Source organism: Natrinema amylolyticum, assembly GCF_020515625.1.
Classification (GTDB): domain Archaea; phylum Halobacteriota; class Halobacteria; order Halobacteriales; family Natrialbaceae; genus Natrinema; species Natrinema amylolyticum.
Genome location: NZ_JAIWPJ010000002.1, coordinates 204,571 through 231,435, shown reverse-complemented (window position 1 = coordinate 231,435; position 26,865 = coordinate 204,571). Strand labels below are relative to the sequence as shown.

Below are 26,865 nucleotides of genomic sequence, written 5' to 3'. Positions count from 1 at the left end.
CGAGATCGTCAGGAACTCGAGCCGGACCGACCCGTTTCCGGACTCGCCTCGGCCGGCGCGACCGTCAGTAGCACGGACCGCGGTTCGAGGTTTCGGCGCAGTTTCCGATAATCCGTCGTTCGTCGACTCTCGCTCTCCGACACCGTCCGAGATCGTGCCGTCGTCCCGGCGCAACGGGCCCGATCGCGGATGATAAACCAAATACTGCGATATCAAATAGTCGCCGTTTCGGAAGAATCGGAACCGCCCCGGCGTCGTTTAATAGCACCGAGACCGAACCGATCCGGTGTGATCGTCGACGGCCGCGTCCTGCGCGAGGATTTCGTGCCCAGCGAGGTGGTCCACCGCCACGACGAGGTGACCCTCCTCTCGGAGAGCCTCGAGCCGCTGCTGTCCGACGGGCGGCCGAATCCGGCCTTCCTGTTCGGACCGACGGGCGTCGGCAAGACCTGTATCGCTCGCTACGCGCTCGCCCAGCTGTGCGAGCGGGAGCCGACGGTCCGGGTCGCCTACGTCAACTGCTGGCAGGAATACACGCGGTTTCGGGTGCTCTGCAGCGTCCTCGAGGCGATCGATCGGGCAGTCGGCGTCCATCGATCGACGCCGAAAGACGAACTGTTCGAGCGGCTTTCCCGGGCGGACGACGGGCCGATCGTCGCGATTCTGGACGAGGTCGACCAGTTAGAGGAGACGGCCGCGCTGTACGACCTTCATCGGTTGCCCCACGTCTCGCCCGTGTTGATCGCCAACCGCGAGGTAGAGCTGTTCGCGGGCTTCGACGACCGCGTTCGGTCGCGGCTCCGCGCCGGGACCCGCGTCCGGTTCGATCGCTACGGCACCGACGAACTCACCGCGATTCTCGGCGAGCGGGCGGAGAAAGCCCTCGAGCCGGGAGTCGTGGCCGACGCGCAGTTGCGAACGATCGCCGACGCGGCCTCGGGCGACGCCCGCGTGGGAATCGGGATCCTCCGGTCGGCCGCTCGCCGTGCGGAACGACGGGGAGTGGAATCGATCACTGACGGAATCATCGAGGCGGCGATCCCGGACGCGCGGACGGCGATCCGCCGGAAGACGGTCGAGGGGCTGATCGAACACCAGCGGGTGCTGTACGACGTGATCGCCGAGGCGGGCGAGATCGAACCCGGCGACCTCTACGCGGCGTACGAGCGCCGCGTCGAGGAGCCGAAAACGAGGCGGACGCTTCGCAATTACCTGACGAAGATGGTCCACTACGACCTGATCGAGGCCGTCGGCGAGCGTCGCGGGCGGACCTATCGGCTCGTCGACGAGACCGGTGAAAAACGCGGTGAACAGTAACGACGACTCGGCCCCCAGTCCCCGCGGCGGCCGAAAGAGCCACTTACGAGGCACACTCCCGTAGGAAACGTATGAGCCGATCCCCGGCGCTTCCGGACGAGACTCGCCCCGGTCGGACCGCACTCTCCGTCGCCGACCGGGCGGCGATGATCGAATTCTATCGCGACATCGTCGGCCTCCGCGTCCGGAACCGAGACGAGACGAGGGCGACGCTCGGCACCGGCGAGACGCCGCTACTCGAGTTGCTCGAGGACCCGAGCACCGAGCAGCGCGGCGAGCGAGAGACCGGGCTCTATCACAACGCGTTCAGGGTCCCCTCGCGCGAGGCGCTGGGGAGCGCACTGGCGCGGATTCGCGACCGCTGGAGCCTCGAGGGAGCCTCCGACCACGGCGTCAGCGAGGCGCTGTACTGTACCGATCCCGAGGGCAACGGCGTCGAGATCTACCGCGATCGACCGCGGGACGCGTGGCCGCGGACCGAGGACGGCTCGATCCGGGCTGCCGGGGGTCCGCTCGACCTCGCCGATCTCGCAGCCGCGGCCGACGACGGGACGGGTTCGAACGGCCCGCAACTGGTACCCGACGGAACGACCCTCGGCCACGTCCATCTCGAGGTGTCCTCGCTCGAGGCGGCGCGCTCGTTCTACGCGGAGACGCTGGGATTCGACGTGTCGATGTCGTTCGCGCCGGGCGCGTGCTTCTTCGCGGCGGGCGGCTATCACCATCACATCGGGGTGAACACGTGGGGTGAGCGGTCGACGCCGGCCGACGGCCTGGGGCTCGAGTGGTTCGAACTCCTCGTGCCGGACGCGGACGCGATCGATGCGATCCGGGAGCGGTTGATCGATGACGGCGTCTCGGTCACTGCCGACGACGACGGCGACGGCATCGAATGCACGGATCCGGACGGAATCACGATTCGACTGCGAGCGACCGACTGACGTATCACGCTCCGTTCGGAACCGTCGGAAACCACGCAATCGCGTCGCGTCGGGTCGGCCCTCGAGTCGTCGCGTCTGCACCGGTCCGAACTCGAGGAATCACGATCGATCACTGATCCCGACCGTCACCGCGACGCGAGCGTTCGTTTCGAGAGGGTCCGGCGCTAGGTTTACACCGTCTGATCGCGTTTTGGATCGTACTATGGCTGCCGCCGATTCTTCGTCAGATACTCCTCGCTCTCGGATCCGGTGTCAGGAAGCCGTCGCCGAGCTCGGCCGGACCGCTCTGGAGTCGAGCGATCTCGACAATCTGCTGACCGACGCGGCCGGTATCGTCCGGAGCGTGCTCGAGGTCGACGCCTGCTCGGTCCTCGAACTGCGTCCGGACGGCGACACGGCGGTGCGACGTGCGGGCGTCGGCCGAGACGGGAACGCGGCGGGTTCGGCGACGCTCCCCGCCGATACCGATTCGTGGGTCGGCCGGGCGCTCGAATCCGCAGCGCCGGTCGTCGTCACCCGTGACCCCGACGAGCGGAGTCGCAACGCGTCAGCGCTCGCCGAGCACGACGATGCCGGCGTACTCGGCGTCGGTATCGGCTCACCGGCCGACCCCTGGGGAGCGTTCGGCGTCCGAACGACGGGCGACCGGGAGTTCGCCGAGCACGAGATCGAGTTCGTCGAAAGCGTCGCGGCCCTCCTCGCAGCGGCGATCGAGAATTACCGAGCGCGGCGACAGGGGCCGGCAAACGATGCGGTCGCGAACGGTATCGTCGAAACGAGTCCGACGGGAATCACCGTCGTCGACGCCGACGGTGGCATCGCGTTCGCCAACGAGCGCGCCGCGGAGATCTTCGGCCGAACGCGGACGGAGATCACCGCGCTCTCCGCCGACGATCCCTGCTGGGACGCCAGAGGCGAGACCGGCGAGCCCATTCCCGCGGACGAACTGCCGTTCGAGCGAGTCATCGATACCGGGACGGACGTCTTCGACCATGAAATGAACGTTCGGCGACCGGACGGGAGCCGCGTCTGGCTCTCGATCAACGGTTCGCCACTGGAGACCAAGAACGGCGAGGTGACCAGCGCCGTCTTCGCCGTCGAGGACGTCACCGAACGCAAACGCCTCGAGACGGAACTCGAGACGACGTTCGACCGCGTCACGGACGCCTTCTTCGGGCTCGATTCGGAGTGGAATTTCACGTACGTCAACGGGCGAGCGCGAGAACTGATCGATCCCGACGGCCAGGGGCTGCTCGGTGAGAACGTCTGGGACGCGTTCCCGGCCGCCGTGGGGTCGACGTTCGAGACGGAGTATCGACGGGCGATGGACGCGCAGGAGCCGACCAGTTTCGAGGAGTACTTCCCGCCGCTCGACGCGTGGTACGAGGTCCACGCCTATCCCTCCGAGACGGGACTGTCGGTCTACTTTCAGGACGTCACCGAGCGCAACGAGACCGAACGAGAATTGGCGGAGACGAACCGGACCTTACAGCGGCTCTACGCGATCACCGCCGACAGCGAGCCGAGCTTCGATGAGAAGATCGACGACCTGCTCGCGCTCGGCCGCGAGCGGCTCGGGCTCGAGGGCGGCTTTCTGGCCCGGATCGACGAGGCCGAGGACCGCTTCGAGGTGACACACGCGACCGGCGGCATCGACGGGCTCCAGCCGGGAGAAGTGATGCCGCTATCGACCGCTTACTGCAAGCAGACCGTCGAATCCGACGACCTGCTCGCGTTTACCGACTCACCGGTCGAGCACGGGGTCAGCGAGGACGCCTACGATGAGTGGGGGCTCGACTCGTATATGGGCGGACGGATCATCGTCGACGGCGAACCCTACGGGACCCTCTGTTTCGAGGACGAGTCGTCCCGATCGGAGCCGTTCACTCCGGCAGAGCGGTCGTTCGTCGAACTCTCGACCCAGTGGGTCAGCTACGAACTCGAGCGACGGGCCCGCCAGCGCGACTTAGAGGAGAGCGAGTGGCGCTACCGGACGCTGGTCGAGCAGTTCCCCAACGGGCTCGTCGCGCTGTTCGACGAGGAGATGGAGTACACGCTCGCCGGCGGCGAGATCCTCGACGAGATCGACCTCTCCGTCTCGGAGTTCGTCGGACAAACGGTCCAAGAGCGCTACGAGGGCGAGACGCGCGAGACGTTCGAATCGAACTTCCGGGCCGCGCTCGCGGGCGAGCATCGCTCGTTCGAGTTCGCCATGCACGACCGCGAGTGGACGGCCCACACGTTGCCGGTCGAAGACGACCGAGGCGACGTGTTCGCCGGGATGCTCATGGTGCAAGACGTGACCGAGGTCAAGGCGAAACAGCGCCAACTGCGCGAGCGGGAAGCGCGTCTCGAGCGGTTCAAGGAGTTCACCGACGACGTCCTCGACGCGGTCGATGACTTGTTCTACGTGCTCGACGAGACGGGGGACCTCAAACGGTGGAACAAGACCCTCACCGAGGTAACGGGCTATACGAACGCCGAGGTCGAGTCGATGCACGCACTGGAGTTTTTCGAAGACGAGGACGCGAACAGGGTCGCGACCGCGATCGGGGACGCCTTCGAAACGGGCCATACGCGAGTGGAAGCGACGATACGGACGAAAGACGGAGCCGAAGTCCCCTACGAGTTCATCGCGTCGACGCTCGAGAATCCCGACGGGGACCCCGTCGTCACCGGGATCGGTCGGGACGTGACCGACCAGCGAGAGTCCCAGCGCAAACTCGAGGCACTCGTCGACGACCTCGAGGAGTCCAACCAGCGCCTCGAGCAGTTCGCCTACGCGGCCTCACACGACCTGCAGGAGCCGTTACGAATGATCTCGAGCTATCTCACGCTCGTCGAGCGGCGGTACGCCGACGCGCTCGACGACGACGCCGAGGAGTTCATCGAGTTCGCGGTCGACGGTGCCGACCGGATGCAGGAGATGATCGATGGTCTGCTCCAGTACTCGCGAGTCGATACGCAGGGCGATTCGTTCCGGCCCGTCGACTGCGAGACCGTCCTCGCGGACGTGCTGGCCGACCTCGAGGTGCGGATCGACGAGACCGATGCCGAAATTACGGTCGACTCACTCCCACAGGTGTACGGCGATCCGGGCCAGCTCCGCCAGCTGTTCCAGAACCTGCTCGATAACGCGATTACCTATTCGGGAGACGGAACCCCACGTATATCCGTATTCGCCGAGAAAACAGACGCAAAATGGATGATTTCAGTTCGCGATCGGGGGATCGGGATCGAGCCGAGCGATGCGGATCGCATCTTCCAGGTGTTCGATCGCCTTCACAGCCACGAGGAGTACGCCGGAACCGGTATCGGGCTCGCGCTCTGTCAACGCATCACCGAGCGCCACGACGGCGAGATCACCGTCGCCTCCGACCCCGGCGAGGGATCGACGTTCACGGTCGAACTGCCGGCCGTCCCGGAGACGGCGACACCCCTCGAGGGCGACGACGGTGCGACCGACGCGGATTTCCCGACCGATGAGTAAGCCAGACAGCCCCCGAGCCGAGCCGGCACAGATCCTGCTCGTCGAGGACAACCCCGGTGACGTCCGCCTGACCAAGGAGGCGTTCAAACAGGGGCGGATCGAGAACGACTTGCACGTCGTCTCCGACGGGACCGAGGCGCTCGACTTCCTCTCACAGCGCGACCCGTACGCCGACGCACCGCGGCCGGATCTCGTCCTCTTAGACCTCAATCTGCCCGGCAAGGACGGCGAAGAGGTCTTAGAGGAGCTCAAAGACGATCCGGCGCTGCGATCGATCCCGGTGATCGTCCTGACGAGTTCGCGGGCGGAGGAAGACATCGTCAAGTCCTACGAGCTCCACGCCAACGCCTACCTCACGAAGCCGGTCGATCCCGACGAGTTCATCGAGACGGTCCGGGCCTTCGAGAAGTTCTGGTTCTCGGTCGTGCGGCTCCCGCCGGAGGTCGATAAGTGATGAGCGAGACGGACGTCCAGACCGAGGGCGAGCGGGACGCCGAGACCGCCGACACGCTTCGCATCCTCCTCATCGAGGACAACCCCGGCGACGCCCGACTGATCGAGGAGATGCTCCGGGACACCGAAGAGCTCGCCCAGCGAGTCAGCCCCGTCAAATCGACCGGGCAGACGCCGGAGATTTCGCGGGCGACGCGCCTCGAGGAGGGGCTCGAGACGGCCGAGTCCGAGTCCACCGACATCGTCTTGCTCGATCTGAACCTCCCCGATAGCGAGGGGCTGACGACCCTCGATCGGGTCCACGAGGAGACCGGCGAGACGCCGATCGTCGTCCTGACGGGCGTCCGCGACCAGCAGGTCGGCGTCGAGGCGATCCAACGCGGGGCTCAGGACTTCCTCGTCAAAGACGAAGTGACGAGCGAACTGCTGGTGCGGACGATCCACCACGCGATCGAACGCGCCAGACAGGAGCGAGAGCGCCGCCAGCAGCGCGAACACCTCGAGGCGCTCAACCGGCTCAACCGGATCGTCCACGACATCACCCACGCGGTGATCACGACCGAAACGCGGGCGGAACTCGAACAGGAGGTCTGTGAGCGCCTCGCCGAGTCCGACGCCTACCGATTCGCGTGGATCGGTGGGGTCAATCCTGGCAGCGACCGCGTCGTCCCGAAGGCGGCGGCCGGCGTCGAGGACGGCTATCTCGACGAGATCGACGTCTCCGCCGACGAAAACGACGAGGCCGGGCAGGGACCCTCGGGAACGGCGATACGAACCGGGCAGGTCCAGGTCATGAGCGATATCCAGACGAACCCCGAGTTCGAGCCGTGGCAGGAGCAGGCGCGCGCTCGCGACTACCGGTCGTCGGCGGCGATCCCGATCGTCCACGAAGACCTCGTCTACGGCGTGTTGAACGTCTACTCGTCGTCACCGCAGGCGTTCGAGGGGCCCGAGGCCGGCGTCCTCTCCCGGGTCGGCGACGTCGTCGCCCACGCGATCACTGCGCTCGAACGGAAGGACGCGCTGGTCAGCGACGCCGTCGTCGAACTCGAGTTCCGCGTCGAGTCGATGGCCGAGGAGCTGATCGAACTCTCCGCGACCGAGGAGTGTACGATCGAGGTCGAACAACTGGTCGGCGGCGACGAGGCGCTGCTGGCATACGGCTCGGCACAGGGCGTCTCGCAGGAGGCGTTCGCCGACGCCATCGAGCGGACCGACGGGATCGGCGACGTCCGATTCCTCTCGGTCAGGCGCGACGAACTCCAGTTCGAACTCGTCGCACCCGCGGCCGTCTCGCTGTTCGAGACGATCGCCACCCACGGCGGTCGCGTCGCGTCGGCGACGATCGTCGGTGGCGAGTTCCGGTTCGTCGTCGAACTCCCGCGCGGCCGGGACACCCGCCAGATGATCGAACTCATCAGGTCCCAGCGCGACGACGTCACCTATCTCGCCCAGCGGACCACCGAACGCAGCGACCGTAGCGACGCCGGCTCGTCGTCGGTCCTCGAGGAGGACCTGACCGAGAAACAGCGAGCGGCGCTCGAGACGGCCTACTTCGCCGGCTACTTCGACTGGCCACGGGGCAGCACCGGCGAGGAGATCGCCGAGCGGCTGGGGATCGCACCGGCGACGTTCAACCAGCACCTCCGGACGGCCGAACGGAAGTTCTTCACCTCCGTCTTCGGCGAGTGACGAGGGCCGGGTTTTTGCAGACCCGTCCCTCGGGTCGGACCCGACGCGGACTCGCCGTTCGAACCCCCTCGATCGATGACGTATTCTGACCGCCGACGCGGTGAGTCGAGCGGACGGTAGTAGACTCGAACCATCACTGCAGACGCGCAGCCGACCGGACGCGCCGTCATCGAATCGGCCGCGACCGAGGTTTAGGTCGCACGAAAAAATATAATTAAATTGAAAAGTTATATGTGGGAGCGACCCCATCTCTCTACCGTGATGAACACGCAGAAGACCGTCCAACAGGAAGCCGGTACCGTCGAAGAGAACGCGCTCAGGCTCGAGTCCGAGAAGGCCGAACAGATCATCGAGGCGCTAAACCGCGACCTCGCGGACTCGTACGTCCTCTACCACCAGCTCCACAAGCACCACTGGAACGTCGAAGGTGCGGAGTTCCTCGACATCCACGTCTTCCTCCAGGAGGTCTACGAGGACGTCGAAGACGCCGCCGACGATCTCGCCGAACGGCTCCAGGCGCTCGGCGGCGTTCCGCACGCGAACATGACGACGCTGGCCGAGAAGGCCACCGTCGAGCCCGAGGACGAGGACGTCTACGACATCCGGACGTCGCTCGCCAACGACCTCGAGATGATGGGCGACATCATCGAGAGCAACCGCCAGCACATCGAACTCGCCGAGAACCTCGGCGACCACGCGACCGCCCAGATGCTCCGCGAGCAGCTCACCACCATCGAGGAGCACGCCCACCACATCGAACACTACCTCGAAGACGACACGCTCGTCCTCGAGTCGGCGACAAACTGACGGCCGATCGCTCGGCAGGGTCCGCCCTGTCGGGCCGATCGCACTCTCTACCCGTTCTCTTCTCGGCTTCTCGAACGCTCGCTCGCGATCGGAGACGATAGGGTCGAAACGTCGGCGGATTCGCCGTCCTCGGCCTCGAGGAGCGTTTCGGCGACGCGATTGGCGACGAGGGAGCTGACGCTCCCCGCGAGCGCCATCGCCTCCCGGTCGGGGTCCTCGAGCTCGAGCACGTCCCGGAAGAACGTCGACAGGACCACGTAGGTCTCGTACAGGTCGGCGGCCGTCTCCCGTCCCTGCGCGGTGAGCGTCGCTCCGTCGTACGGTTCGTAGGTGAGATAGCCCCGCGTCTCGAGTCGCTGAAGGGTCTCCGTCGCGACCGCCGGCGATCGGTCGAGTTCGTCCGCGACGTGTCCCGGCGAGACCGGCTCGCCGCCGTCTCGGGCGGCGAGATAGCACACGAGCAGGTACTGGGACGCGTCCGTCATCCGTCTCGAGTGCAGCGGTCGCGGCCGGGTCGCTGGCGGTCCTCGCGAAACGCGTCGAGACGGGAGACGAGCGACGACGCGACTGACGGCCGCGTCGACCGGCGATCCCCCGGCGGATCGTCTTCCATACGTTTTAGGGATGCCTAAATTATTAAAATAGTTGCGACTGGTCGGTGACTCGGATCGGTCGCCCGTCGGCGGATCCGGAATCGTGACTCGGCGTCGGCGCGGTCGGTGATCGAAAACGGACTGCTGACGGTTCGGATAGCGGGGCCGAAACGAGATCACGCGCCGCGAGATTCGGTCGCGGGCGGGGCCACGTCATCGATCGAGCGGGCGGCGAGAGCGACGGTCATCATCGAGAGGCCAGTCACGAGGAGGTTCGCGCCGACCAGGAGGCCGACCGCCCAGGCCGCGGTCGCCGGGAAACCGACCCAGAGGAGTTCGGCGAGAACGATCGGGATGACACCGCTGACGGCGATCGAGGTCCGACCGGCGAACCGCGGCCGTTATTTCGGTGCGGGTGGCAGGTCCGCCCGTGACGGACGAACGCGACGATCACCGCGACTGTGAACTCTGCGGGGAGCGGGTTCCGGCGGCCGTCTATCGCGAACACCTGCTCAAGGAGTGTCCGGGCCGGTGACCCGGCCGCCAGTGCTCGGCGAAGAGCGGTCGGCACCCCGCTCGAACGAACCGGGGCCCTGAGGGCGGCCGAGGCGGTGTCTCTCGTCCGCGACTGAGCGACGCCTCGCTTCGATCTCTCGCCTCGAGACACAGGGAAACACCTTTCAGCCTCGTCGGAATCACGGAGAGACAGTGACGGGTGGATTGCAATCGGGAATCTGGCAGTGTCCGGAGTGCGGGCGCTCGGTCAACGGATTCGTCAACGGCTGTCGGTGCCCGTCCTGTCGGACGGACGTCTCGGAGGACTGTCCCTGCGACGCAGTGTGACGGACCCGCGATAGCTCATCGTCTCGGGACGGCTTACGTCTCTTCGACGTGGCGGATCTCACAGGCGATTCCGCGCGTGCTCTCGGCCATCTCGCGGCCGAACATCTCGGCGCGGCCGACGGCGAAGGCCTTCGGCCCCTCGACGACCACCTCGTCGCCGACGCGGATGTCCTCGTCGGCGTCGACGACGCCCGGCGCGAGCACGCTGCCGTGGGGGACGAAGCCGTCGATCTCGACGCGCTTCGTCGGCGCGTCGCTCTCGAGCCAGCGGCGCGCGCCCTCGAGCGTAAAGGACAGCGTCCCGTACTGGGGGACCATCGTCGCGAGCTGGATGTCCTCGGGGTCGCGAACCTGAATCTTCGGATAGCGGCTCGTGGTCTGGATGTCCTCGAAGAGGTCGTCGCCGGCACCGTCGCCGAGGAGGTAGTCCGCGAGCGCGCGGACGGTGTTGTGCTCGCGCTCGCGCTTGGAGTACTTCAGTTCGCCTGACAGGGCGCTCGAGAGGTTCGCGAGCGACTCGTCGTCGGTCGGATGTTCGGCGACGGTGTAGGTGATATCGAGGTCGAGTCGCTCCTCGACGCGCTCGACGATGTCGCGGTAGCCTTCGTCGGGAACGTGAGCGATGATTTCCGGATACTCGTTGCGCTCGAGGTAGCGCTGCAGGACCGTACTGACGAACTGCTTTTCGTCCTCGGACCACCGACCCGTGACGACGGTATCGTAGTGTTGTGCGGGGTAGGTCGTCTCGAGTTCCTGGGGGACGACGCCGATAGGGCTGGTCATCGAGACGAGGTGGGCTCGCCACTGGATGGCGTCGTGGAACTGACGGTGGCTCTGGGACTCGCTGTAGGGTTTGGCGGCCGAGCAGGGGACGAGCACGAGCGGGTTCCGGAACCGGTTGCGATACCGCGTCGTCACCCGGTCGGCGAAGCGCTGGATCTCCACGCGTCGCAGGGTATCGCTGCTCGCGGCGCTGATCTGGGCGTCGCGCAGAATCGGCGTCCGCTCCTCGAGGTAGCCCCACTGCGAGTCGAGTTCGCGCATCGCGGCGGTCAGCCACTGGTCGTGGCGGGCCTGGCCTTCGACGTAGTCCCGAAGTCGGCCGTCCCGGATCCGGCGGCGGACGATCGCCAGTTCCGACTCGAGGGCGTTGACGTTGTGTTCGGCGCAGTCCTCGCGGGTGAACTCCTCGCGCGGCTTCCGGCAGGCCGGACACGAGCAGGGTAATTCCTCCAAGTCCTCGAGGAAGTACGCCTCGTCGGTCGTGAGATAGCGGCCCTCGGTCCCCTTCACGACGGCGGCCGTTTCGTCGAACAGGTCGACGCCGGCGTAGGCCAACAGGGCGACGTTCCGCGGCGTCGCCACTCCGGAGAACAGGAGGGCGGTGTCGGCGGGGACGGTCTCGCGGACGTCGACGACGGCCTCGACGAGCGCCGCGCCGTGGCCCATCACGGACTGGACGTTCGAGAGAGCGTACGCGTCTGTCCCCTGGGACTCGACGCTCTCGCTCGAGACGACCGCGACGCTGGGGTAGTCGACGTCGGGAGCGTCGACGGCGAACGATTCCTGTACTTCGTCGGCGGTGCCGCCGGGGAACGCCCGATGGGGGAGCACGGTGAGCCGCGAGTCGTCACCCTCGGGGAGTTCCCGGTCTCCGCTCCAGAGCGAGCCCGCGTCCTCGAGGACGTCGTCGACGAGCGCGGGCGTCGTCAGCGGCGAGGAGAGGCGAAGTTCGCCCACGCGCGCGGCCCCGTCGCGCTCGTGTACTTCGAAATAGTCGGTCATACTCGATATGGCCGGGGCGAGCGAAAGAGGTTGTCGATAGCAGGTGATCGGGCGCTCGAGCCGAGTATCCCTCGTATATCGTGACTGTCTGACGCTGTATTCCTCAGCCCTCGATCGCGGATACATCGATCGATATTTTGGAAAATTAATCTTTATACGGTAGCAGTCGGAAGTTCGACTATGCCATCGGACCGAAAACCAGACTCGAGACGGCGCCTGAAGAACGGCACGAGAGCATTTCTCGTCGTTCTTCTCGTTGCAGCCGTCGGTGTAGCGACGATCGGACTGCCGGCCATCTACGGCGGTTCGACGACGACCGCCGAAGCGACGGAGGGATCTGTCGAATCGTACGAGACGATCTCGCAGGCCGAATCGGACCTCGATCCGGCTGACGAGGTCTACCTCAACGATGACGGCACTGCCGTCCTCCGCTATGACGATGAATCGGACGTCAACCAGCTCGACCTAGGCATGAACGCCAGTGAAGGACTGGTCTACATGCTGGTCGCCGACGATATCGAGGACGAGTTCGAAGGCGAAGAGTTCGAGGAGGGAAGCTTCTCGGCGATCCTCGACCAGCAGGGGTTCTCCGGTAACGGCTCCCTCGTCATGCAACAGCCGGACGAGGTCACGGACCTCTCCGTCGACGTCTCCGGTGAAGTCTCCGACGAGACGAACCAGTTCGATGCGACCGCGACCGGGACCTTCGAGAGCGATTCCGCGTCCACCGGTGAGGTCACCACCGACGGGCACGTGACCGCCTCGGCCGATAGGCTCGAGACGGCCGGCACCGTCTCCGCCGAGGACCCGACGATTGCGGCCGGTGACGGAACGTCTATGGAGATCTCCCTCGAGGACACGAGTGACGGCTATACCCTCGACATGGCCCAGGAACAGGACGTCTCCGACTGGGAGGCGGATCGGTGGGAAACTCGAGAAGCGGCCGAACAGACACTGCAAGAGCAGTACGGTATGATCGCGATGCAGATGGGTGGGACGAGCGACATCCAGATCTCCGAGTACGAGTTCGAGGAGCGATCCTCCGGTCAACACCGACTCACGCTCGACTTTACCGTCGAATACACCGGGATCGACGCCGGTATCGAACAGCAGCTCGCGGCCGCCCTGGCGAACGACCAGTCGACGGACATGAGTCAGGCGGAAGCTGAGGACGTTGCGGCGAGCGTCACTGAACTCGAGATCGAGACCTTCGAGTTCACGATGAGCGAGAGCGACGGTGCGGTCAATGTCGAGTGGGAGATCGCACTCGCGAACTACGACGAACTCACGCTCGCGATGCTCGACGTGGCCGAGTCGAGCGACATGAGCGGTGAGATCCCGCAGGAAGACATCGAGAACGCCCGCGCGGCGATCGAGGCACAGCAGGCGGCCGACCTCACGTGGGACATCCAGTGGGACGCCTCGGTCGAGCAGACGTCCTCCAACGAGCTCGAACTCGACGCCGAGCTCACGAGCGACACGGAAAACTGGGAAGCGTATATCGCCGAACTCGAGGCGAACGACATCGAGACGCCGAACGACGTTACGTTCAGTCTGACGGCCGAAACCGACGGTGACCAGCTCGCGGTCGACGGACAGTTCGAGATCGACGGCGAGGATCTGGCCGGACAGGCGATCGACGCGATGGCCCAGTCCGCCCAGAGCGGCCCGACGGGGTCGACGGACGCGGAGACCGAGCAGTTCCTCACGGCGCTCTCCGAATCCGACCTCGAGGTCGCCCGGATCGACGGCGATATCACCAGCGACTCGGTTCGAGTCGAAGCGGGAGCGAAGTTCGAGGACATGAGCAAGGTCACCGAAACGTTCAGCGACACCGTTGGCATTAGCGGCGTCGCGACCGAAACCACCGACAACACCACGTCCACGTACGTCTACGTCGACGACATGGGTGACGTCGATACCGCGTCGGCGAGCAAGTCCGATATCGAACACCTCAGCGTGGTCGATTCCGAGACGACCGTCCACGAGGCCGGCGACTGGGACGAAGAGTTCCCGGAGGTCGACACTGACGGCATGCGAAACTATCTCGGTCTCGACGCGGCAAGTGCGGAAGAAGAGGAGGGCGAGGACGACTCCGATAGCGTTCCCGGCTTCGGGCTCGGTGTCGGGCTCGCTGCGATCGCCGGACTGTTGACGACGCTCGTCCTCCGACGACGCGAGTAACGCACCAAACTCCGGTCGACTACCGTCGATCCGTTCGACGCGTTCCTTCTATTGACTGATGTGTAGCGCCGACTCACACCGTTCAGACGGTCTCGAGGTGCGTCGCCGTCGCCGACGTGTGGCCGCGATTGAAGGAGAGAATCTTGATTCGGATCACGTCGGTCACTTCGCAGGCCTCGGGGACGTCTTCGACGAAGACGACGAACCCTTCGACCTTGCCGACCGCTCGCCGCTCGCCGGAGTGATGGTCGGTGAACTCGCGAATCGCGACCTCCTCGACGTCGCCGATGTCGACCGGCGGGTCGCGTTCCGTTGCCTCTCTGTGGCGTTGCCGTGACTGCCGTTCGTCCGCGGAGCCGCCGCGAGCGCGTTTGAACACCCACGATCCGATCACGAGGGCGACGAGGACGCCACCGCCGACGACTGCTGGACCGAGCATACCGCAACCGGATGTCGCCTGGGTCTTCGATGTTCCGGTCCGGACGAGCGATCGGGACCCCGATCGCACAGAGCCACGACGACCGTCATCAGTTCGAGACCGGTACCGAGTAAGGGCGGTTACCAACTATCGGTGTCCTCGGCGGACGGCGGTCGCTCGAACGCAGCCGAGATAGTGAGCGAAAACGCGCTCTTCGACGGTAAATCTCGAAAACCAAACCAATATCGATAGTAGTTCGATATCTTCGATTCGGGCAGTAGTCTTTTATATACCCGAGCGTTGGAGTACGTCGTGAATAGTTCATTCAGCGGGTCGTTCGGCGACGGTGTCCACGAATCGGTGAGCGTTGCCGTCGTTACTGCGGTCGCGACACACGGGGACGCGGACCCGACTGAACTCCCGCCCCTCTACGAGTGGATCGATCCGGACGCGCTGGACGCCCTCTTCGCGCCGACCCGGAGCGGCGGCCCCCGCAGCGGTCGACTCGAGTTCACGTACGACGGCCACGCGGTCGCGGTGGACTGTACCGACGGCGTCTCGATCTCGGTCGACGGCTCGCCGGTCGCCGAGGCGATTTCGGCCGGCCTCGAGCAGGCGACCCGGACCGACGCGTAACGACGGCCTCGCTGCGTCCCCGATCGCTCACGGGACGATTTTTGACGTTTCGACACGAGAGCGAGAGAGCGACGGGTCCGATCAGTTCGCGGTGAGATTCACGAGCGCGACGTCGTCGGGGACGCGCTCGAGGACGGCCACCGGCCACCCCTCGTGAGCGAGGGTAAACGCCGTGTCGGGGTTCGTCGCGACGAGGCGAGCCACGCCGTCGGCCGCGGCCTCGCGGGCGGCCCGATCGGTCCGTTCGGGGACTTCCGCGGTGAGCGGGTAACTTTTCGAGAGCGCTCGCGGGAAGGGACCGAACGGCGGTTCGATTCGCCAGGAGTCGTCGAACTCGTCGCTCCGCGGAGCGTTCCCCTCCGTGAGAAGCAGGGAGTCCGGGACGGACAACCGCTCGAGACGCTGGTGGTGGCGAACGACTTCGGGTCGGCGAGCGCTCTCGTGGGAGGTATAGAAGAAGGAGCCCTTCGAGACGGGATCGCTCCGCTCGAGTTGGGCGGCGTGATCGAGCAGCGTGCGGTAGCCGTCGAGCATCGTCGGGTGGGCGCGGGCGCGTTGTTCGACGAGTTCGAGCAGGTCGCCCGCGCGGATCGCCTGCTTGATCCGGCGGATCTCGGCGAAGGTGACGTGGAGGTTGTGGGCGGCGAGTTCGGACTCGCGCTCGCCGTCGGGCAGGGCGCGAAGCTCGTCCGGCGAGTGGTCGGTACAGACGGCACAGGAACAGGGGAGGTACTCGAGGTCGTCGAGCGCACGGGTGCCCCGGACCGTCAGGTAGCGGTCGTCGCGGGCGTACAGCGCGTAGGCCGCGGAGTCGAACAGGTCACAGCCCATCGCGACGGCGAGGGCGAACATCATGGGGTGGCCGGCACCGAAGAGGTGGACGGGCGCGTCGGCACCCAGTCCGCGCTTGGCCGCGGCGACGACGTCGATCATGTCGTCGTATCGGTACTCGTTCATCAGCGGGACGACCGCGCCGACCGGGAAGACGTCGAGGTCGGTGCCGTCGGCGTGACGACCGGCCCGCTCGCGGAGTTCCGGATAGGTCGATCCCTGAACGGGCGCGCTGACGAGCATCTCACCCGTATCGGCGGCCTCGGCGACCGCGAGTCGTTCCTGGGTGGTCTCGAGATCCGACTCGGCACGTTCGCGGGAGACGTCCGGCGGGGTTGGAATGTCGATAGGGGTAGCGATATCGGAGCCGATCTCGCGCTGGAAGGTGAGGATTTCCTCCGTCGTGACGTCGATAGAGCCGTATTCCGACAGCTGAAACGAGCCGGAGTCGGTCATGATCGCACCGGGGAAATCGAGCAGTTCGTGGAGTCCGTCCGCGAGCGCACGCTCGCGGAGGTCGTCGTCGCCGTGAATGATATAGGAGTTCGTGATGAGGATCTCTGCACCGAACTCGTCGGCGAGTCGGCGAGGGCTGATCGTATCGAGATTCGGATTGATAACTGGCAGCAGGGCCGGGGTTTCGACGGTCGTCTCGGCGCGGGGCACGGTGAGTTCCCCGATGCGGCCGCCGGCGTCGGTGTCCCGGACTTCGAAGGACTCGCGCATTGCTCGAGGGTTGGACCGTCGGACGTAAGTCGTGACGGTTTTCGACCGGTGGCAGGTCGACCGTCCGGACACCGATAGCCGACGGAATCGCGAGCGAGCGGGGAACGATCCCGTCTCGGTCGACGATGTGCTCTCGGCGGTCGCGAACACGATAGCCGCCTCCCGCGACGGGCGATCACCCAGCGCAGAAATGAATTTTCATTGACTTCTGTGATCGTCATCGGTCTGGATAGATGAATCGGAGATTAGAGACCGTTGCGCGGTTCTAACACCGATTTTCTCCGAGGCAATTCTGTAACAGTCACATCGTTTTAGCCCGGTTCCGGGGGTAGACGAGAGCGCATGGTTTCACGACCGCAGAAAATCGGCGTCGTCTTCGTCGCGCTACTGGTCGCACTCTCGGGGGGTCCCGCCCTCGCCGGTGCGACAGGGGCCGCGGGCGACGACGCCGGAGACATGGGCGAATCGGAATCGAGCGCAACGCTCGAGAACGTACAGGTCAGCACACTCGAACTCGATAACGTCACCGTCGAGAACGCGACGATCGAGGAGCTGAACGTCGAGGAGTTCGACGCGGACGTGCAGGCGCTCCAGGACGAACTCGACGGCAACGAGTCCGCGACGGACACCGAGAGCGGTGTCGACGCCACCGAGGAGAACGAAACTGACACCGAGAGCACCGAGTCCAACGAGAGCAGCGAGGAAGTGACCCTCTCCGACATCCAACTCGAGGAGCTCGAGCTCGAGGGCGTCTCGCTCGAGGACCTCGAGCGTGACGGCGGAGACAACGCGTCGGACCACGTGGAGCGGACGGAGTCCCCCGGCGCGGAGATGAACGAGTCGGACGACGGTGAAAATGAGACGGAAACCGACATCGAGGTCGAAGACGGAGAGAACGACACTGCGACGGACAACGAGAGTACCAGCGACAACGAATCGCTGATCGACGAGAACGCCAGCGAGGTCACGATTCACAACCTGACCGTCGAGACGATGGACGTCCAGACGCTGACCATCGAAGAGCTGACCGCCGGTGAGGACGCTGGTGACTCCGAGATGGCCGACAACGAGTCGGCCGACAACGAGAGTGCCGACCTCGAGATCACTGACGAAGCGGACAACGAGACGGCCGAGGACGACGACCTCGAGGTCACCGAGAGCCAGGACAACGAGACGGACGACGGTGACGAGGTCGAGATCACCGACGAGGACAACGAGTCGACTGAGATGGCAGACAACGAGTCGACCGAGACCGAAAACGAGTCCCAGGAGATCGAGGAACTCACGATCGAACAGTTCGACGTCGACGAGGTCACGATCGAATCGATGAGCGTCGACTCGGTCGAGGAAGCGGATGACAGCGCCGGCATGGACGCCGACGAAAACGCGACCGAAAACGAGAGCACGGACCTCGAGATCACCGACGAAGAAGATGACGCGACGAACGAAAGCGACGATCTCGAGGTCACCGATTCGGACGACGAAACGGAATCGAACGTGACGGAAACCGACGAGATGGACTCCGAGAGCGATGCCGGCTCCGGTGAGACCATCTCCAACCTCTCCGCATCGTCGATCACCATCGAGAACGCGACCAGTGACACGCTCACGCTCGGTGACGCGAGCGAACTCGAGGACATCAGTAGCGAGAACGCGACGATGGAGTCGGACGACGAGATGACCGAAGCGAACGAGTCGGACGACGAGATAACCGAGTCGGACGAGGGTGACGACCTCGAGGTCACGACTGACGACAACGAGACCGACGCCTGACCTGCGTTCCGAGGCGACTGAACACTCCGTTTTTCGGCACGTGCGTATCGGAGCGGAGCGACTGGTGTTTCTACCGCGTGAGATCCGACTCCCTGTGACACCACACTGAGCGACGGCTTCGGGGCGGTCACAGACGAAGGCGCTTTACGCTCCGGGCCGCTTTCGTCCCCTAATGAGTAAACCCACGCCCGAGGTCTACGAGCAGGGCAAGGGCATGGACGCCCACAATCAGGCGATGCGGGAGATCCGCTCGCGAAAAGAGGCCAGTTACGATCCCCACGAGCCGACCCGCGTCTGGCTCGACGAGGACAACACTCCCGACGGCGTCAAGACGAGCCTGACGATCATCTTGAACACCGGCGGCTGCCGGTGGGCTCGCGCCGGCGGCTGTACGATGTGCGGCTACGTCGCCGAGAGCGTCGACGGCGGCTCCGTCTCCCACGACGCCCTGATGGACCAGATCGACGTCTGTCTGGCCCACGAGGCGGACAACGCCGACGACCCCGCCGATCTCATCAAGATCTACACCTCCGGATCGTTCCTCGACGAGCGCGAGGTCGGCGCGGAGAGCCGTCGAGCGATCGCCGACACCTTCGCCGACCGCGACCGGATCGTCGTCGAGTCCCTGCCCGATTTCGTCGACCGCGAGAAGATCGGCGACTTCACCGGCCACGGACTCGACACCGACGTCGCGATCGGTCTCGAGACGGCAACCGACCGGGTGCGCCACGACTGCGTGAACAAGTACTTCGACTTCGCTGACTTCGAGGACGCCTGCGCGGAAGCCGCCGCCGCAGACGCCGACGCCGGCAGCGACGCGAAGGCCGGTATCAAGGCCTATCTCCTGATGAAGCCGCCCTTCCTCACGGAATCCGAAGCCGTCGACGATATGATCTCGTCGGTCGAGCGCTGTGCCGATGTCGCGGGCTGTCACACCGTCTCGATGAACCCCTGTAACGTCCAGCGCTACACCATGGTCGACGACCTCTACTTCGAGGACGGCTACCGCCCGCCGTGGCTCTGGTCGGTCGCCCACGTTCTCGAGGAGACGGCCGACGTCGACGCCATCGTCGTCTCGGACCCCGTCGGCCACGGGTCCGACCGCGGCCCGCACAACTGTCAGGAGTGCGACGACCGCGTCCAGAAGGCGATCAAGGACTTCGACCTCCGACAGGATCCGTCGGTCTTCGAGCAGGTGTCCTGCGAGTGCGAGCTGACCTGGGAGACGATCATCGAGCGCGAGCGGAGCTTCAACCAGCCGCTGACCCGGTAACCCGGCTCGCCCGGCCGCCACTCACGCGGCGGGTTCAGGGCGACGTACTTTACTGCGAGGCACTGACGATTCTCTATGGCACTCCCGTCGTTCTCGAGCTATTGGAACGAACTCGAGCCAGCTGTATTGATCGTCGTCGGCTTCCTGTTGTTCGTCTTCCCCGAGCCCGCGACTTCCGCGCTGGGTGCGGGGCTCATGCTCTTGGGCGGTAGCTGGTGGTTCTACGAGTGGGGCCGCTGAGGCGGACTAATCGCCGGTCGCCGGTTCGTCCGACGCCGGCCCGATCGCCTCCGCGTCGGCGCGGGGGATCTCGAGGGTCACCACGGTGCCCCGCGGCTCGTTGTCTCGGAACGAGAGCCGACCCCCGGCCTGAGTGACGACCCAGTTGACCAGCCAGAGCCCGAGACCGCTCGCGTGGCGGAGTTGCGTGATCTCTCGCTCACCCTCGAGCAGTTCCTGCTCCTCCGGAGGGATGCCGGGGCCGTCGTCGGCGATCGACAGCGACAGTACCTGGTCGTCCGGCCGGTCTGATACCGCGACGTCGATGGTCGGCCGCGATCGGTCGTTGTGTTCGACGGCGTTCTCGAGTACCTGAAAGACGGCCGTCTGGAGATACTCGTCGGCGCGAGCGAAGACCCGGTCCGGCAGCGAGCAGGTGACCTCGACGTCGGGGTGGGCGCTCTCGAGGCGGTCGACCGCCCCCTCGACTGCCTCGGAGAGGTCGGTGGGGCCGGTCTCGACCGTCTCGCGGTCGAGGACGCGCTCGACAGCTCGGGTCTTCTCCGCGAGGCCGATGAGTTCGGTCGCTCGGTCGTGAATGGTTTCGACGTACTCGCCGTTCGCATCGTCGACGACGTCTGCGAGCATCTCCGCACAGCCGTCGATGATGTTCATCCCGTTTCGCAGGTCGTGGCGCAGGACGCGGTTGAGTATCTCGAGGCGTTTCTGTCGCTGCTTCTGGGCGGTAATATCGGTGTAGAGGGCGAAGGCGCGGTCCGACGAGCCGTCCGTCTCGATCGGCACGACCCGCAGCCTGAAATCGCGTAGTCCGTCTGCGGTCTGCCGTTTGACCTCTGCCTCGCCGATCTCACCGCAGCTCCCCCGTCGGTTGAGCGTCTCGGCGTTCGCCCGGCTGTCCGGCGGCACGATGATCTGATCGACCGGTTTTCCGACGAGTTCCACCTCGTCGGAGCCGAATATCCGTTCGAAGGCCGGATTGACTTCTTCGATGATCGGATCCTTCTCGAGCCCGGTGACGCTGACGACGGCGTCGGGGACGTTCTCGAACAGCGCCGCGAACCGGTCGCGTTCGGCCCGCAGTCGCTCCGCGAACGCGATCCGATCGAGCGCGTCGGTGACGTGAGACAGCAACAGTGCCGTCAGTTCCTCGTCGGCCGCGGTAAAGGCGTTCGGCTCCGCCGAAACGGCCTGAAACACGCCGTGGTCGCCGATCGGAACGCTCAGTACCGACCGGCAGTCGTCGATGGGGAGCGTGATGCCGTCGTCCGAATCGATCTCGTCGACGCGGTACGGGCGTTGCGTCCGATAGGACCGCCCGGCGATTCCCTTGTCGATCGGGCGTCGCTCTCCGCGATCGATCTCGAGGTCGGACGACGCGGCTTCCGTGACGAGAGACTCCCCGCTGACCCCGTCGACGAAACAGCCGTCGAAGTCGAGGACGTCTTCAGCCGCTTCGACGGCCACGTCGTAGATCGCCGCCCGACTCTCACAGCCCTCGAGCCGAGAGGCGACGGTGTGGAGCCCTTCGATCTTCGCCTTCCGATCGACCAGTTTCCGCTCCATTCGCTTGCGATCGCCGATGTCGCGGGCGATGCCGACCGTTCCCTCGACGTCGCCGTCGGATCGCAGCAGCGACGTGCTGACTTCGGCGGGGATCCGTTCGCCGTCGGCCCCGGTTAGCGTGACTTCGTACGTTGCGATCCGTCGCTCGTCGTCGGCCGCGAGTTCCCGGACGTGTCGTCGTCCGCGTTCGACGCTCTCGTCGGTGAGAACCCGCGAGACGTGCTCGCCGATGAGTTCGTCTCGATCGTAGCCGGTCTCGTCTTTCATCCCATCGTTGACCGTGACGAACCGGCCGTCGCGGTCGAGTCGGTAGACGCAGTCGCCGACCGTCTCGACGACGGTCTTCGTCCGCTCGAGTTCGCGCTCGCGTGCCGCTCGATCGAGCGCCGCTTCGGCGGTCGTCGCGAGGACGCGGATCAGGTGCATATCAGCGTCGTCGAACTCGTCCGTTCCGACCGACGCGACCGCTAACACGCCGTGGTCACCGAGCGGCTGGAGGACGGCGTCCCCGACGTCGACATCGATCTCGTACGGAACCCAGTCGGCCGCGGCGTTCTCGACGACGATCGGCTCGCCGTCGGTGTAGGCGTCCCAGAGAACGGTGTCGTCCGGCCCGATCGACGGGATATCGTCAGTGTTCGCGTCGAGCAACGACGTTACCCCGACGAGCTCGAGCGTCTCGCCGTCCTCGTCAGCGAACCTGATCGCGCCGAGCGCTCGGTCGATCACGTCCTCCGTCGCCGTCATCACGATGTCGGCGATCTCGTCGGCCGACTCGGCCCGAAGGAGCTCCCGCGTCGTCTGCTGTAGCGCCTCGAGCGCGTTCGCACGCTTGCGTTCGGCGGTGACGTCCCGTGCGAACGAGAGGATGCTGACGACCTCGCCCTCCTCGTCGACCAGCGGCGTGTTCAACCACTCGCAGGTGACCGTCGTCCCGTCCTCGCGGACGTTCGGGTCGATCCGATAGAACGAACCGCTGTCGAGTTCGCCGTCGGCGATCCGTTCTCGCAACTCGCGGACGGTGTCGCGATCCGATTCGGGGACGATCAGTCCGACGGCGGATTCGCCGATCGCCTCCTCTGCAGTGTAGCCGAACAGTTCGGTCGCCGCCGGATTCCAGTCTCGGACCTCGTACTCGAGCGTCCACTCGATGACCGCGAGCGGCGACTGTTCGATGAGTGACTCGAGGCGGTCCGCGGTGGCGTCCGCAGACGCCGGCGGTGCAGCGTCGATCGCGGTCGCGTCCGCAGAGCGGCCGCCGGGAACCGATCGATCGGCGAGTAACTCGTCGAGTCGTTCGATGAGCGTCTCGACTCCCTGCGAGCGGGGGACGTAGCCGTCGGCCCCTGCCGCGACGACCGCGCCCGCGAGCCGTTCGCTCCCGTCACGCGGAAAGACGACGATCGGGACCGCGGACCGGCGGTCCCGTATCGCCCTGCAGCAATCGACGAGATCGGCGTCCGGAAGCGGCCCCTCGATCACGACGCCGTCGGCACTCGAGAGCCGGTCGAGACAGGCGTCGGTCGTCCGAACCGTCTCGGTCGTGAGACCGCGCTCCGCGAGGGCGCGTTCGGTGACGGTTCCGGCGTCGGAACCGACGACGACGATTCGGGTATTCGGTCCGCTGTTCGTGCCCATCCCCTGTATTCCGAGCGGTACAACGCACCCCGGTACTATTAGTCTTCGACTCGGCTCACGGACTGAGTCGTCTCCGCGCTCGAGCGAACACTCCTCGAAAACAGCCGCCTGCGAACCTATGCGCCGTTTGCTGCCGATTCGAACCCGCGCAAAACGCCCTGTCCGTCGGTTGGGCCGATATCGGGCAGCGTCGCGCGTTCGGGGTGGGGCATCAACACCGCGACGGACGCGCGCTCGCCGAGGACGCCGGCGACGCTGTGTTTGGACCCGTTCGGGTTCGCCTCGGGAGTCGGTTCGCCGCTCTCATCGCAGTAGCGAAAGAGGACTCGACCCTCGTCCTCGAGTTCGGCGAGTTGGTCGTCGTCGATCTCGTAGCGCCCCTCGCCGTGGGCGATGGGGACTTCGATGACCTCGCCCTCCTCGTAGGCGGCGGTCCAGGGCGTGTCCGTGCGCTCGACGCGTAGATAGACGTGTTCGCACTGGAAGCGCGCACTCTCGTTGGTCGTGAACGCGCCCTCGGTCAGCCCGGACTCGCAGCCGATCTGGGCCCCGTTACAGACGCCGAGGACGGGAACGCCGTCGGCGGCGGCCTCGCGGACCTCGGCCATGATCGGCGAGCGGGCCGCCATCGCTCCCGCGCGGAGATAGTCGCCGTAGGAGAACCCGCCAGGGAGGATGACCCCCGTCGTGTCCTCGGGGAGGCCGTCCTCGTGCCAGACGATCTCGGCGTCGATGTCCAGGTGTGCCAGCGCGCGTTCGGCGTCACGGTCGCAGTTCGAGCCGCCGAAGCGGATGATCGAAACCGTCACAGTCGCCACCCCGTGGGGTTGCGACCGACGGTTTCGATCAGTGTGTATGCGACTGTCATCTACCGTTCGGCGACCTCCACGTCGTAATCGTGGATGGTCGGGTTCGCCAGCAGCCGTTCGGCCATCTCGTCTGCGCGCTCGCGCGCGTCGTCCGCGCCGTCGGCCTCGAGGTCGACCTCGAAGCGGTCGGCCGACCGCAGGTCCTCGAGTTCGAAGCCCAGTCGCTCGAGGGCTTGCTTCGTGGTCTCGGCCTCGGGGTCCAACACGCCCCGTTTGAGTCGAACCGTCACCGTCGCGGTGTAGGCGGTCATTACCTGTTACCCCGTAACCGTGCTCAAAAACGCTTTCGCCTTAACTCCGTAATGCACGTTCGTGGATACAGAAGGGGGCCACGCGGCGATCGGTCGCGGCGCGATCAGAGCGGGCAGTCGCCCGACGGCCGATCACGTCGCTCGCGCGACGACGATGTCGCCCGAGCAGCGATAATCGCGAGCGCTCGTCTCGGTCGGCGCGAACCGACCACTATCTTCATTGCGCTCTCCGTAGAATTTTTCCGATATCTATGTCGAACAACGAAGGGAGTGCGGGTAATTCGCACGCTTCACTCCGGAAAGCAGGACTTTTAGCCGCCCGTAGACTGCAATCCGTCGTGATGGATCGCAATTCGCTCGAGCGGAGGTGGCAGCGATGACGACCGACGTAACCGAAATCACGGTGATCGGGGACGACGACACCGGACTGGTCGCGAACGTGACCAGCCTCCTGTTCGAGCGCGGGGTCAACATCGAGGACCTCGATCAGGCGGTCCGCGACGGCGTCTTCCGGATGTATCTCGCCGTCGATACCTCCGAGATGGTCTGTACGGAGGAAACGCTCCGCGAGGACCTCCACGAACTCGGCGACGACCTCGGATTAGACGTTCAGGTCCGGTTCCCCGCCGACCGCGAAACGCAGCAGATCGCCGTCCTCGTCACGAAGGAGAGCCACTGTCTCGAGGCCCTGTTCGAGGCGTGGGCCAACGACGAACTCGGCGCGGACATCGGGGTCGTCATCGGGAACCACGACGACCTCCAGCCGCTGGCCGACCACTACGACGTGCCCTTCCACGATATCGGCGACGAGGGCGGGCAGCAAAACGAGGACGAACTGCTCGAACTCCTCGCGGAGTACGACGTCGACCTGATCGTCCTCGCGCGATACATGCGCATCCTCAGCCCTAATGTCGTCTTCCGCTACGAGGACCGCATCATCAACGTCCACCCGTCCCTGCTGCCGGCGTTCCCCGGCGCGGAGGCCTACCGACAGGCCGTCGAGGAGGGCGTTCGCGTCGCGGGCGTCACAGCCCACTACGTCACGACCGATCTCGATCAGGGGCCGATCATCACCCAGCGCGCGTTCGACGTCCCCGACGACGCCGACCTCGCGGAGATGAAACGCCGCGGCCAGCCCCTGGAGGCCGACGCCCTGCTCGAGGCCGTCCAGCTTCACTTGAACGGCGACGTCTCGGTCCACCGCGGTCGGACGTCGGTCCGAGAGAACGGCACGCAGTACCAGCTCGGACTGCCCGACGAGATCGAGGAGTTCACGCCGGACCGACCGGTCGACGGGATCGGCAGCGCGGTCGCCGACGATTCGTAAGGGTCGCTACCGACGATTAGGAGACCCATCGCCGAACGGTTCTGTTCCGTTTCGACACACGAAGAGCGCCGCGTTTTCCGCCCATTCGCTCACGTCCTCTTCGCGCAGTGAGCTGCGCGAATCGGCCGATACCGGTCGCCGCGGCGCTGCCGACGGTGTCCCGCTCACTCGAGGTGCGTCGTGAACCAGTCGGCGGCGTGGTCGGCGACCGCCTCGAGTTCGCCCTCGCCCTCGAAGAGATGGCCCGCGCCCTCGACGATTCGGAGGTCGCGTTCGACGGCGAGCGCCTCGTAGATCTCCCGGTTCAGTTTCCGAATCGACTCGTCCTCGCCGCCGACGACGAGCAGGGTCGGCGCGGTCACCTCGTCGACGACGTCGGCCGCCATGTCGACCCGGCCGCCGCGCGAGACCACCGCGTCGATCGTCGTCTCCGGTCGGGCAGCGCCGCGAAGCGCCGCCGCGGCTCCGGTACTGGCACCGAAGTAACCGATCGAGTGCGTACTCGTCGCCGGCCGTTCGCGGACCCACTCGGTCGTCGCGACGAGCCGGTCGGTCAACAGGGGGATGTCGAACCGGTTCTCCCGATGCCGGACTTCGGCCTCGGTCAGCAAATCGAACAGGAGCGTCCCGAGGCCCCGTTCTCGCAGCGTCTCCGCGACGAAGTTGTTTCGCGGACTGTGCCGACTGCTCCCGCTCCCGTGGGCGAAGACCACGAGCCCGCTCGATTCCGGCGGCACGACCAGTTCGCCCTCGAGCGTCACGTCCTCGAGAGCGATGTCGGTCTCTGTCTGGATTCCGTCGGACGCCATGCCCGGCGCTCCGCGTCGCGCGCGGTTGACTGTTCGGATCAGTAGCTCGGTTGATCGGTTCGGTCGACTCGAGAAGTAGGTCGCGGTCGTCACACGAGTCACGGACGACGCGATGCGAGGCGGTATGCCAGTCAGGCCGCGTTCGACGACTCCCACTGTTCGCGGCAGTCGTCGCTACAGAAGTGGCGGTAGACGGCCGTCCCGTCTTGGACACTCGTCACGACACGGTGTTCGGAAGACGGTCCGACGGGGCTCCCACACTGTCGACACTCGGGCGAATCTTCGTCCGGCGAATCAGTCATCGGTTGACAGGTGGGACGAGACCCACTTGAACGAATCCATTGCGGCGTATTCGGCCACGGTCGCCCGAACCGATTCGCGTAGCCGGGAGACGACGGCAAACGCG

The 26,865-nt window shown here is 65.7% G+C and carries 22 protein-coding genes and 1 pseudogene; 12 read left to right on the top strand and 11 right to left on the bottom strand.

Features of this window, described 5'->3' with window-relative positions; translation table 11 throughout:
- Positions 1 to 288: 288 nt before the first annotated feature.
- The 6 genes from LDH66_RS11335 (at position 289) to dpsA (ending at position 8,700) form a co-directional block, all read left to right on the top strand.
- The gene (locus LDH66_RS11335; protein WP_226481187.1) at positions 289 to 1,317 is read left to right on the top strand and encodes a Cdc6/Cdc18 family protein; all 1,029 of its coding nucleotides are present in this window, start codon (positions 289 to 291) and stop codon (positions 1,315 to 1,317) included.
- Between the two features lie 71 nt (positions 1,318 to 1,388).
- On the top strand, positions 1,389 to 2,258 hold the full coding sequence (locus LDH66_RS11330; protein WP_226481186.1) for a VOC family protein: 870 nt from the start codon (positions 1,389 to 1,391) through the stop codon (positions 2,256 to 2,258).
- A gap of 202 nt (positions 2,259 to 2,460) precedes the next feature.
- Entirely contained in the window at positions 2,461 to 5,748 is a 3,288-nt protein-coding gene (locus LDH66_RS11325) for a PAS domain-containing protein (RefSeq protein WP_226481185.1), read from the top strand.
- Positions 5,741 to 6,202 (top strand): response regulator, encoded by a 462-nt coding sequence (locus LDH66_RS11320; RefSeq protein WP_226481184.1) that lies wholly within the window; start codon positions 5,741 to 5,743, stop codon positions 6,200 to 6,202. The genes LDH66_RS11325 and LDH66_RS11320 overlap by 8 nt, the downstream gene beginning before the upstream one ends.
- Positions 6,202 to 7,893 carry a bacterio-opsin activator domain-containing protein gene (locus LDH66_RS11315; RefSeq protein ID WP_226481183.1) on the top strand — a complete coding sequence of 564 codons (1,692 nt, stop codon included), beginning with the start codon at positions 6,202 to 6,204 and terminating at the stop codon, positions 7,891 to 7,893. The genes LDH66_RS11320 and LDH66_RS11315 overlap by 1 nt, the downstream gene beginning before the upstream one ends.
- Positions 7,894 to 8,154: 261 nt before the next feature.
- Positions 8,155 to 8,700 carry a DNA starvation/stationary phase protection protein DpsA gene (gene dpsA, locus LDH66_RS11310; RefSeq protein ID WP_226481182.1) on the top strand — a complete coding sequence of 182 codons (546 nt, stop codon included), beginning with the start codon at positions 8,155 to 8,157 and terminating at the stop codon, positions 8,698 to 8,700.
- 47 nt (positions 8,701 to 8,747) lie between these two features.
- Here the strand turns inward: dpsA and LDH66_RS11305 are convergent, their stop codons facing one another.
- From LDH66_RS11305 to arcS, 4 genes and pseudogenes are all read right to left on the bottom strand, one after another.
- A complete protein-coding gene (locus LDH66_RS11305) occupies positions 8,748 to 9,185 on the bottom strand; it encodes a metal-dependent transcriptional regulator (RefSeq protein ID WP_226481181.1) in 438 nt (145 codons plus the stop codon).
- Positions 9,182 to 9,313 (bottom strand): hypothetical protein, encoded by a 132-nt coding sequence (locus tag LDH66_RS22950; RefSeq protein ID WP_264182371.1) that lies wholly within the window; start codon positions 9,311 to 9,313, stop codon positions 9,182 to 9,184. The genes LDH66_RS11305 and LDH66_RS22950 overlap by 4 nt, the downstream gene beginning before the upstream one ends.
- Positions 9,314 to 9,469: 156 nt before the next feature.
- Positions 9,470 to 9,691: pseudogene (locus LDH66_RS11300) on the bottom strand (HdeD family acid-resistance protein); the annotation flags it as partial.
- A gap of 478 nt (positions 9,692 to 10,169) precedes the next feature.
- A complete protein-coding gene (arcS, locus tag LDH66_RS11295; RefSeq protein ID WP_226481180.1) occupies positions 10,170 to 11,921 on the bottom strand; it encodes an archaeosine synthase subunit alpha in 1,752 nt (583 codons plus the stop codon).
- Between the two features lie 180 nt (positions 11,922 to 12,101).
- Between arcS and LDH66_RS11290 the strand changes: the two genes are divergently transcribed.
- Positions 12,102 to 14,105, top strand: a complete 2,004-nt coding sequence (locus LDH66_RS11290; RefSeq protein ID WP_226481179.1) for a hypothetical protein — start codon at positions 12,102 to 12,104, stop codon at positions 14,103 to 14,105.
- Positions 14,106 to 14,187: 82 nt separating this feature from the next.
- Here LDH66_RS11290 and LDH66_RS11285 read toward each other — a convergent pair whose 3' ends face one another.
- Complete coding sequence (locus LDH66_RS11285) at positions 14,188 to 14,544, bottom strand: TRAM domain-containing protein (RefSeq protein ID WP_226481178.1); 357 nt, start codon at positions 14,542 to 14,544, stop codon at positions 14,188 to 14,190.
- A 291-nt stretch (positions 14,545 to 14,835) separates the two neighbouring features.
- Between LDH66_RS11285 and ddfA the strand changes: the two genes are divergently transcribed.
- Positions 14,836 to 15,159: a DdfA family disk-determining factor gene (ddfA, locus tag LDH66_RS11280; protein WP_226481177.1), complete on the top strand. Its 324-nt coding sequence runs from the start codon at positions 14,836 to 14,838 to the stop codon at positions 15,157 to 15,159.
- Positions 15,160 to 15,240: 81 nt separating this feature from the next.
- On the opposite strand, the gene tgtA is transcribed toward ddfA, so the two are convergent.
- Positions 15,241 to 16,716, bottom strand: a complete 1,476-nt coding sequence (gene tgtA / locus LDH66_RS11275; RefSeq protein WP_226481176.1) for a tRNA guanosine(15) transglycosylase TgtA — start codon at positions 16,714 to 16,716, stop codon at positions 15,241 to 15,243.
- Positions 16,717 to 17,058: 342 nt separating this feature from the next.
- Between tgtA and LDH66_RS11270 the strand changes: the two genes are divergently transcribed.
- The 3 genes from LDH66_RS11270 (at position 17,059) to LDH66_RS11260 (ending at position 20,002) form a co-directional block, all read left to right on the top strand.
- Complete coding sequence (locus LDH66_RS11270) at positions 17,059 to 18,489, top strand: midas domain-containing protein (protein WP_226481175.1); 1,431 nt, start codon at positions 17,059 to 17,061, stop codon at positions 18,487 to 18,489.
- 172 nt (positions 18,490 to 18,661) lie between these two features.
- Entirely contained in the window at positions 18,662 to 19,762 is a 1,101-nt protein-coding gene (locus tag LDH66_RS11265; RefSeq protein WP_226481174.1) for an archaeosine biosynthesis radical SAM protein RaSEA, read from the top strand.
- Positions 19,763 to 19,837: 75 nt separating this feature from the next.
- Positions 19,838 to 20,002 carry a hypothetical protein gene (locus LDH66_RS11260; protein ID WP_222919887.1) on the top strand — a complete coding sequence of 55 codons (165 nt, stop codon included), beginning with the start codon at positions 19,838 to 19,840 and terminating at the stop codon, positions 20,000 to 20,002.
- A 6-nt stretch (positions 20,003 to 20,008) separates the two neighbouring features.
- Here the strand turns inward: LDH66_RS11260 and LDH66_RS11255 are convergent, their stop codons facing one another.
- The 3 genes from LDH66_RS11255 to purS form a co-directional block, all read right to left on the bottom strand.
- Positions 20,009 to 23,203 carry a PAS domain S-box protein gene (locus LDH66_RS11255; protein ID WP_226481173.1) on the bottom strand — a complete coding sequence of 1,065 codons (3,195 nt, stop codon included), beginning with the start codon at positions 23,201 to 23,203 and terminating at the stop codon, positions 20,009 to 20,011.
- A 116-nt stretch (positions 23,204 to 23,319) separates the two neighbouring features.
- Entirely contained in the window at positions 23,320 to 24,012 is a 693-nt protein-coding gene (gene purQ / locus LDH66_RS11250) for a phosphoribosylformylglycinamidine synthase I (RefSeq protein ID WP_226481172.1), read from the bottom strand.
- A 59-nt stretch (positions 24,013 to 24,071) separates the two neighbouring features.
- A complete protein-coding gene (gene purS / locus LDH66_RS11245; RefSeq protein WP_226481171.1) occupies positions 24,072 to 24,323 on the bottom strand; it encodes a phosphoribosylformylglycinamidine synthase subunit PurS in 252 nt (83 codons plus the stop codon).
- A gap of 376 nt (positions 24,324 to 24,699) precedes the next feature.
- On the opposite strand from purS, the gene LDH66_RS11240 reads away from it, so the two are divergent.
- Positions 24,700 to 25,650: a formyltetrahydrofolate deformylase gene (locus tag LDH66_RS11240; RefSeq protein ID WP_226481170.1), complete on the top strand. Its 951-nt coding sequence runs from the start codon at positions 24,700 to 24,702 to the stop codon at positions 25,648 to 25,650.
- Between the two features lie 164 nt (positions 25,651 to 25,814).
- On the opposite strand, the gene LDH66_RS11235 is transcribed toward LDH66_RS11240, so the two are convergent.
- Both LDH66_RS11235 and LDH66_RS23300 read right to left on the bottom strand, forming a co-directional pair.
- Positions 25,815 to 26,459: a dienelactone hydrolase family protein gene (locus LDH66_RS11235; RefSeq protein WP_226481169.1), complete on the bottom strand. Its 645-nt coding sequence runs from the start codon at positions 26,457 to 26,459 to the stop codon at positions 25,815 to 25,817.
- Positions 26,460 to 26,590: 131 nt separating this feature from the next.
- On the bottom strand, positions 26,591 to 26,761 hold the full coding sequence (locus LDH66_RS23300; protein WP_425492916.1) for a DUF7576 family protein: 171 nt from the start codon (positions 26,759 to 26,761) through the stop codon (positions 26,591 to 26,593).
- Positions 26,762 to 26,865: the final 104 nt, after the last annotated feature.

What these genes read in the sequence shown, in the direction of transcription:
- LDH66_RS11265 (WP_226481174.1), top strand. Translation starts at nt 18,662, where the DNA reads ATGAGTAAACCCACGCCCGAGGTCTACGAGCAGGGCAAGGGCATGGAC.
- tgtA (WP_226481176.1), bottom strand. Translation starts at nt 16,716, where the DNA reads ATGCGCGAGTCCTTCGAAGTCCGGGACACCGACGCCGGCGGCCGCATC.
- LDH66_RS11255 (WP_226481173.1), bottom strand. Translation starts at nt 23,203, where the DNA reads ATGGGCACGAACAGCGGACCGAATACCCGAATCGTCGTCGTCGGTTCC.
- LDH66_RS11285 (WP_226481178.1), bottom strand. Translation starts at nt 14,544, where the DNA reads ATGCTCGGTCCAGCAGTCGTCGGCGGTGGCGTCCTCGTCGCCCTCGTG.
- purS (WP_226481171.1), bottom strand. Translation starts at nt 24,323, where the DNA reads ATGACCGCCTACACCGCGACGGTGACGGTTCGACTCAAACGGGGCGTG.
- LDH66_RS23300 (WP_425492916.1), bottom strand. Translation starts at nt 26,761, where the DNA reads ATGACTGATTCGCCGGACGAAGATTCGCCCGAGTGTCGACAGTGTGGG.
- LDH66_RS11305 (WP_226481181.1), bottom strand. Translation starts at nt 9,185, where the DNA reads ATGACGGACGCGTCCCAGTACCTGCTCGTGTGCTATCTCGCCGCCCGA.
- LDH66_RS11240 (WP_226481170.1), top strand. Translation starts at nt 24,700, where the DNA reads ATGACGACCGACGTAACCGAAATCACGGTGATCGGGGACGACGACACC.
- LDH66_RS22950 (WP_264182371.1), bottom strand. Translation starts at nt 9,313, where the DNA reads ATGGAAGACGATCCGCCGGGGGATCGCCGGTCGACGCGGCCGTCAGTC.
- LDH66_RS11315 (WP_226481183.1), top strand. Translation starts at nt 6,202, where the DNA reads ATGAGCGAGACGGACGTCCAGACCGAGGGCGAGCGGGACGCCGAGACC.
- LDH66_RS11330 (WP_226481186.1), top strand. Translation starts at nt 1,389, where the DNA reads ATGAGCCGATCCCCGGCGCTTCCGGACGAGACTCGCCCCGGTCGGACC.
- LDH66_RS11260 (WP_222919887.1), top strand. Translation starts at nt 19,838, where the DNA reads ATGGCACTCCCGTCGTTCTCGAGCTATTGGAACGAACTCGAGCCAGCT.
- dpsA (WP_226481182.1), top strand. Translation starts at nt 8,155, where the DNA reads ATGAACACGCAGAAGACCGTCCAACAGGAAGCCGGTACCGTCGAAGAG.
- LDH66_RS11235 (WP_226481169.1), bottom strand. Translation starts at nt 26,459, where the DNA reads ATGGCGTCCGACGGAATCCAGACAGAGACCGACATCGCTCTCGAGGAC.
- LDH66_RS11320 (WP_226481184.1), top strand. Translation starts at nt 5,741, where the DNA reads ATGAGTAAGCCAGACAGCCCCCGAGCCGAGCCGGCACAGATCCTGCTC.
- arcS (WP_226481180.1), bottom strand. Translation starts at nt 11,921, where the DNA reads ATGACCGACTATTTCGAAGTACACGAGCGCGACGGGGCCGCGCGCGTG.
- LDH66_RS11325 (WP_226481185.1), top strand. Translation starts at nt 2,461, where the DNA reads ATGGCTGCCGCCGATTCTTCGTCAGATACTCCTCGCTCTCGGATCCGG.
- LDH66_RS11290 (WP_226481179.1), top strand. Translation starts at nt 12,102, where the DNA reads ATGCCATCGGACCGAAAACCAGACTCGAGACGGCGCCTGAAGAACGGC.
- LDH66_RS11270 (WP_226481175.1), top strand. Translation starts at nt 17,059, where the DNA reads ATGGTTTCACGACCGCAGAAAATCGGCGTCGTCTTCGTCGCGCTACTG.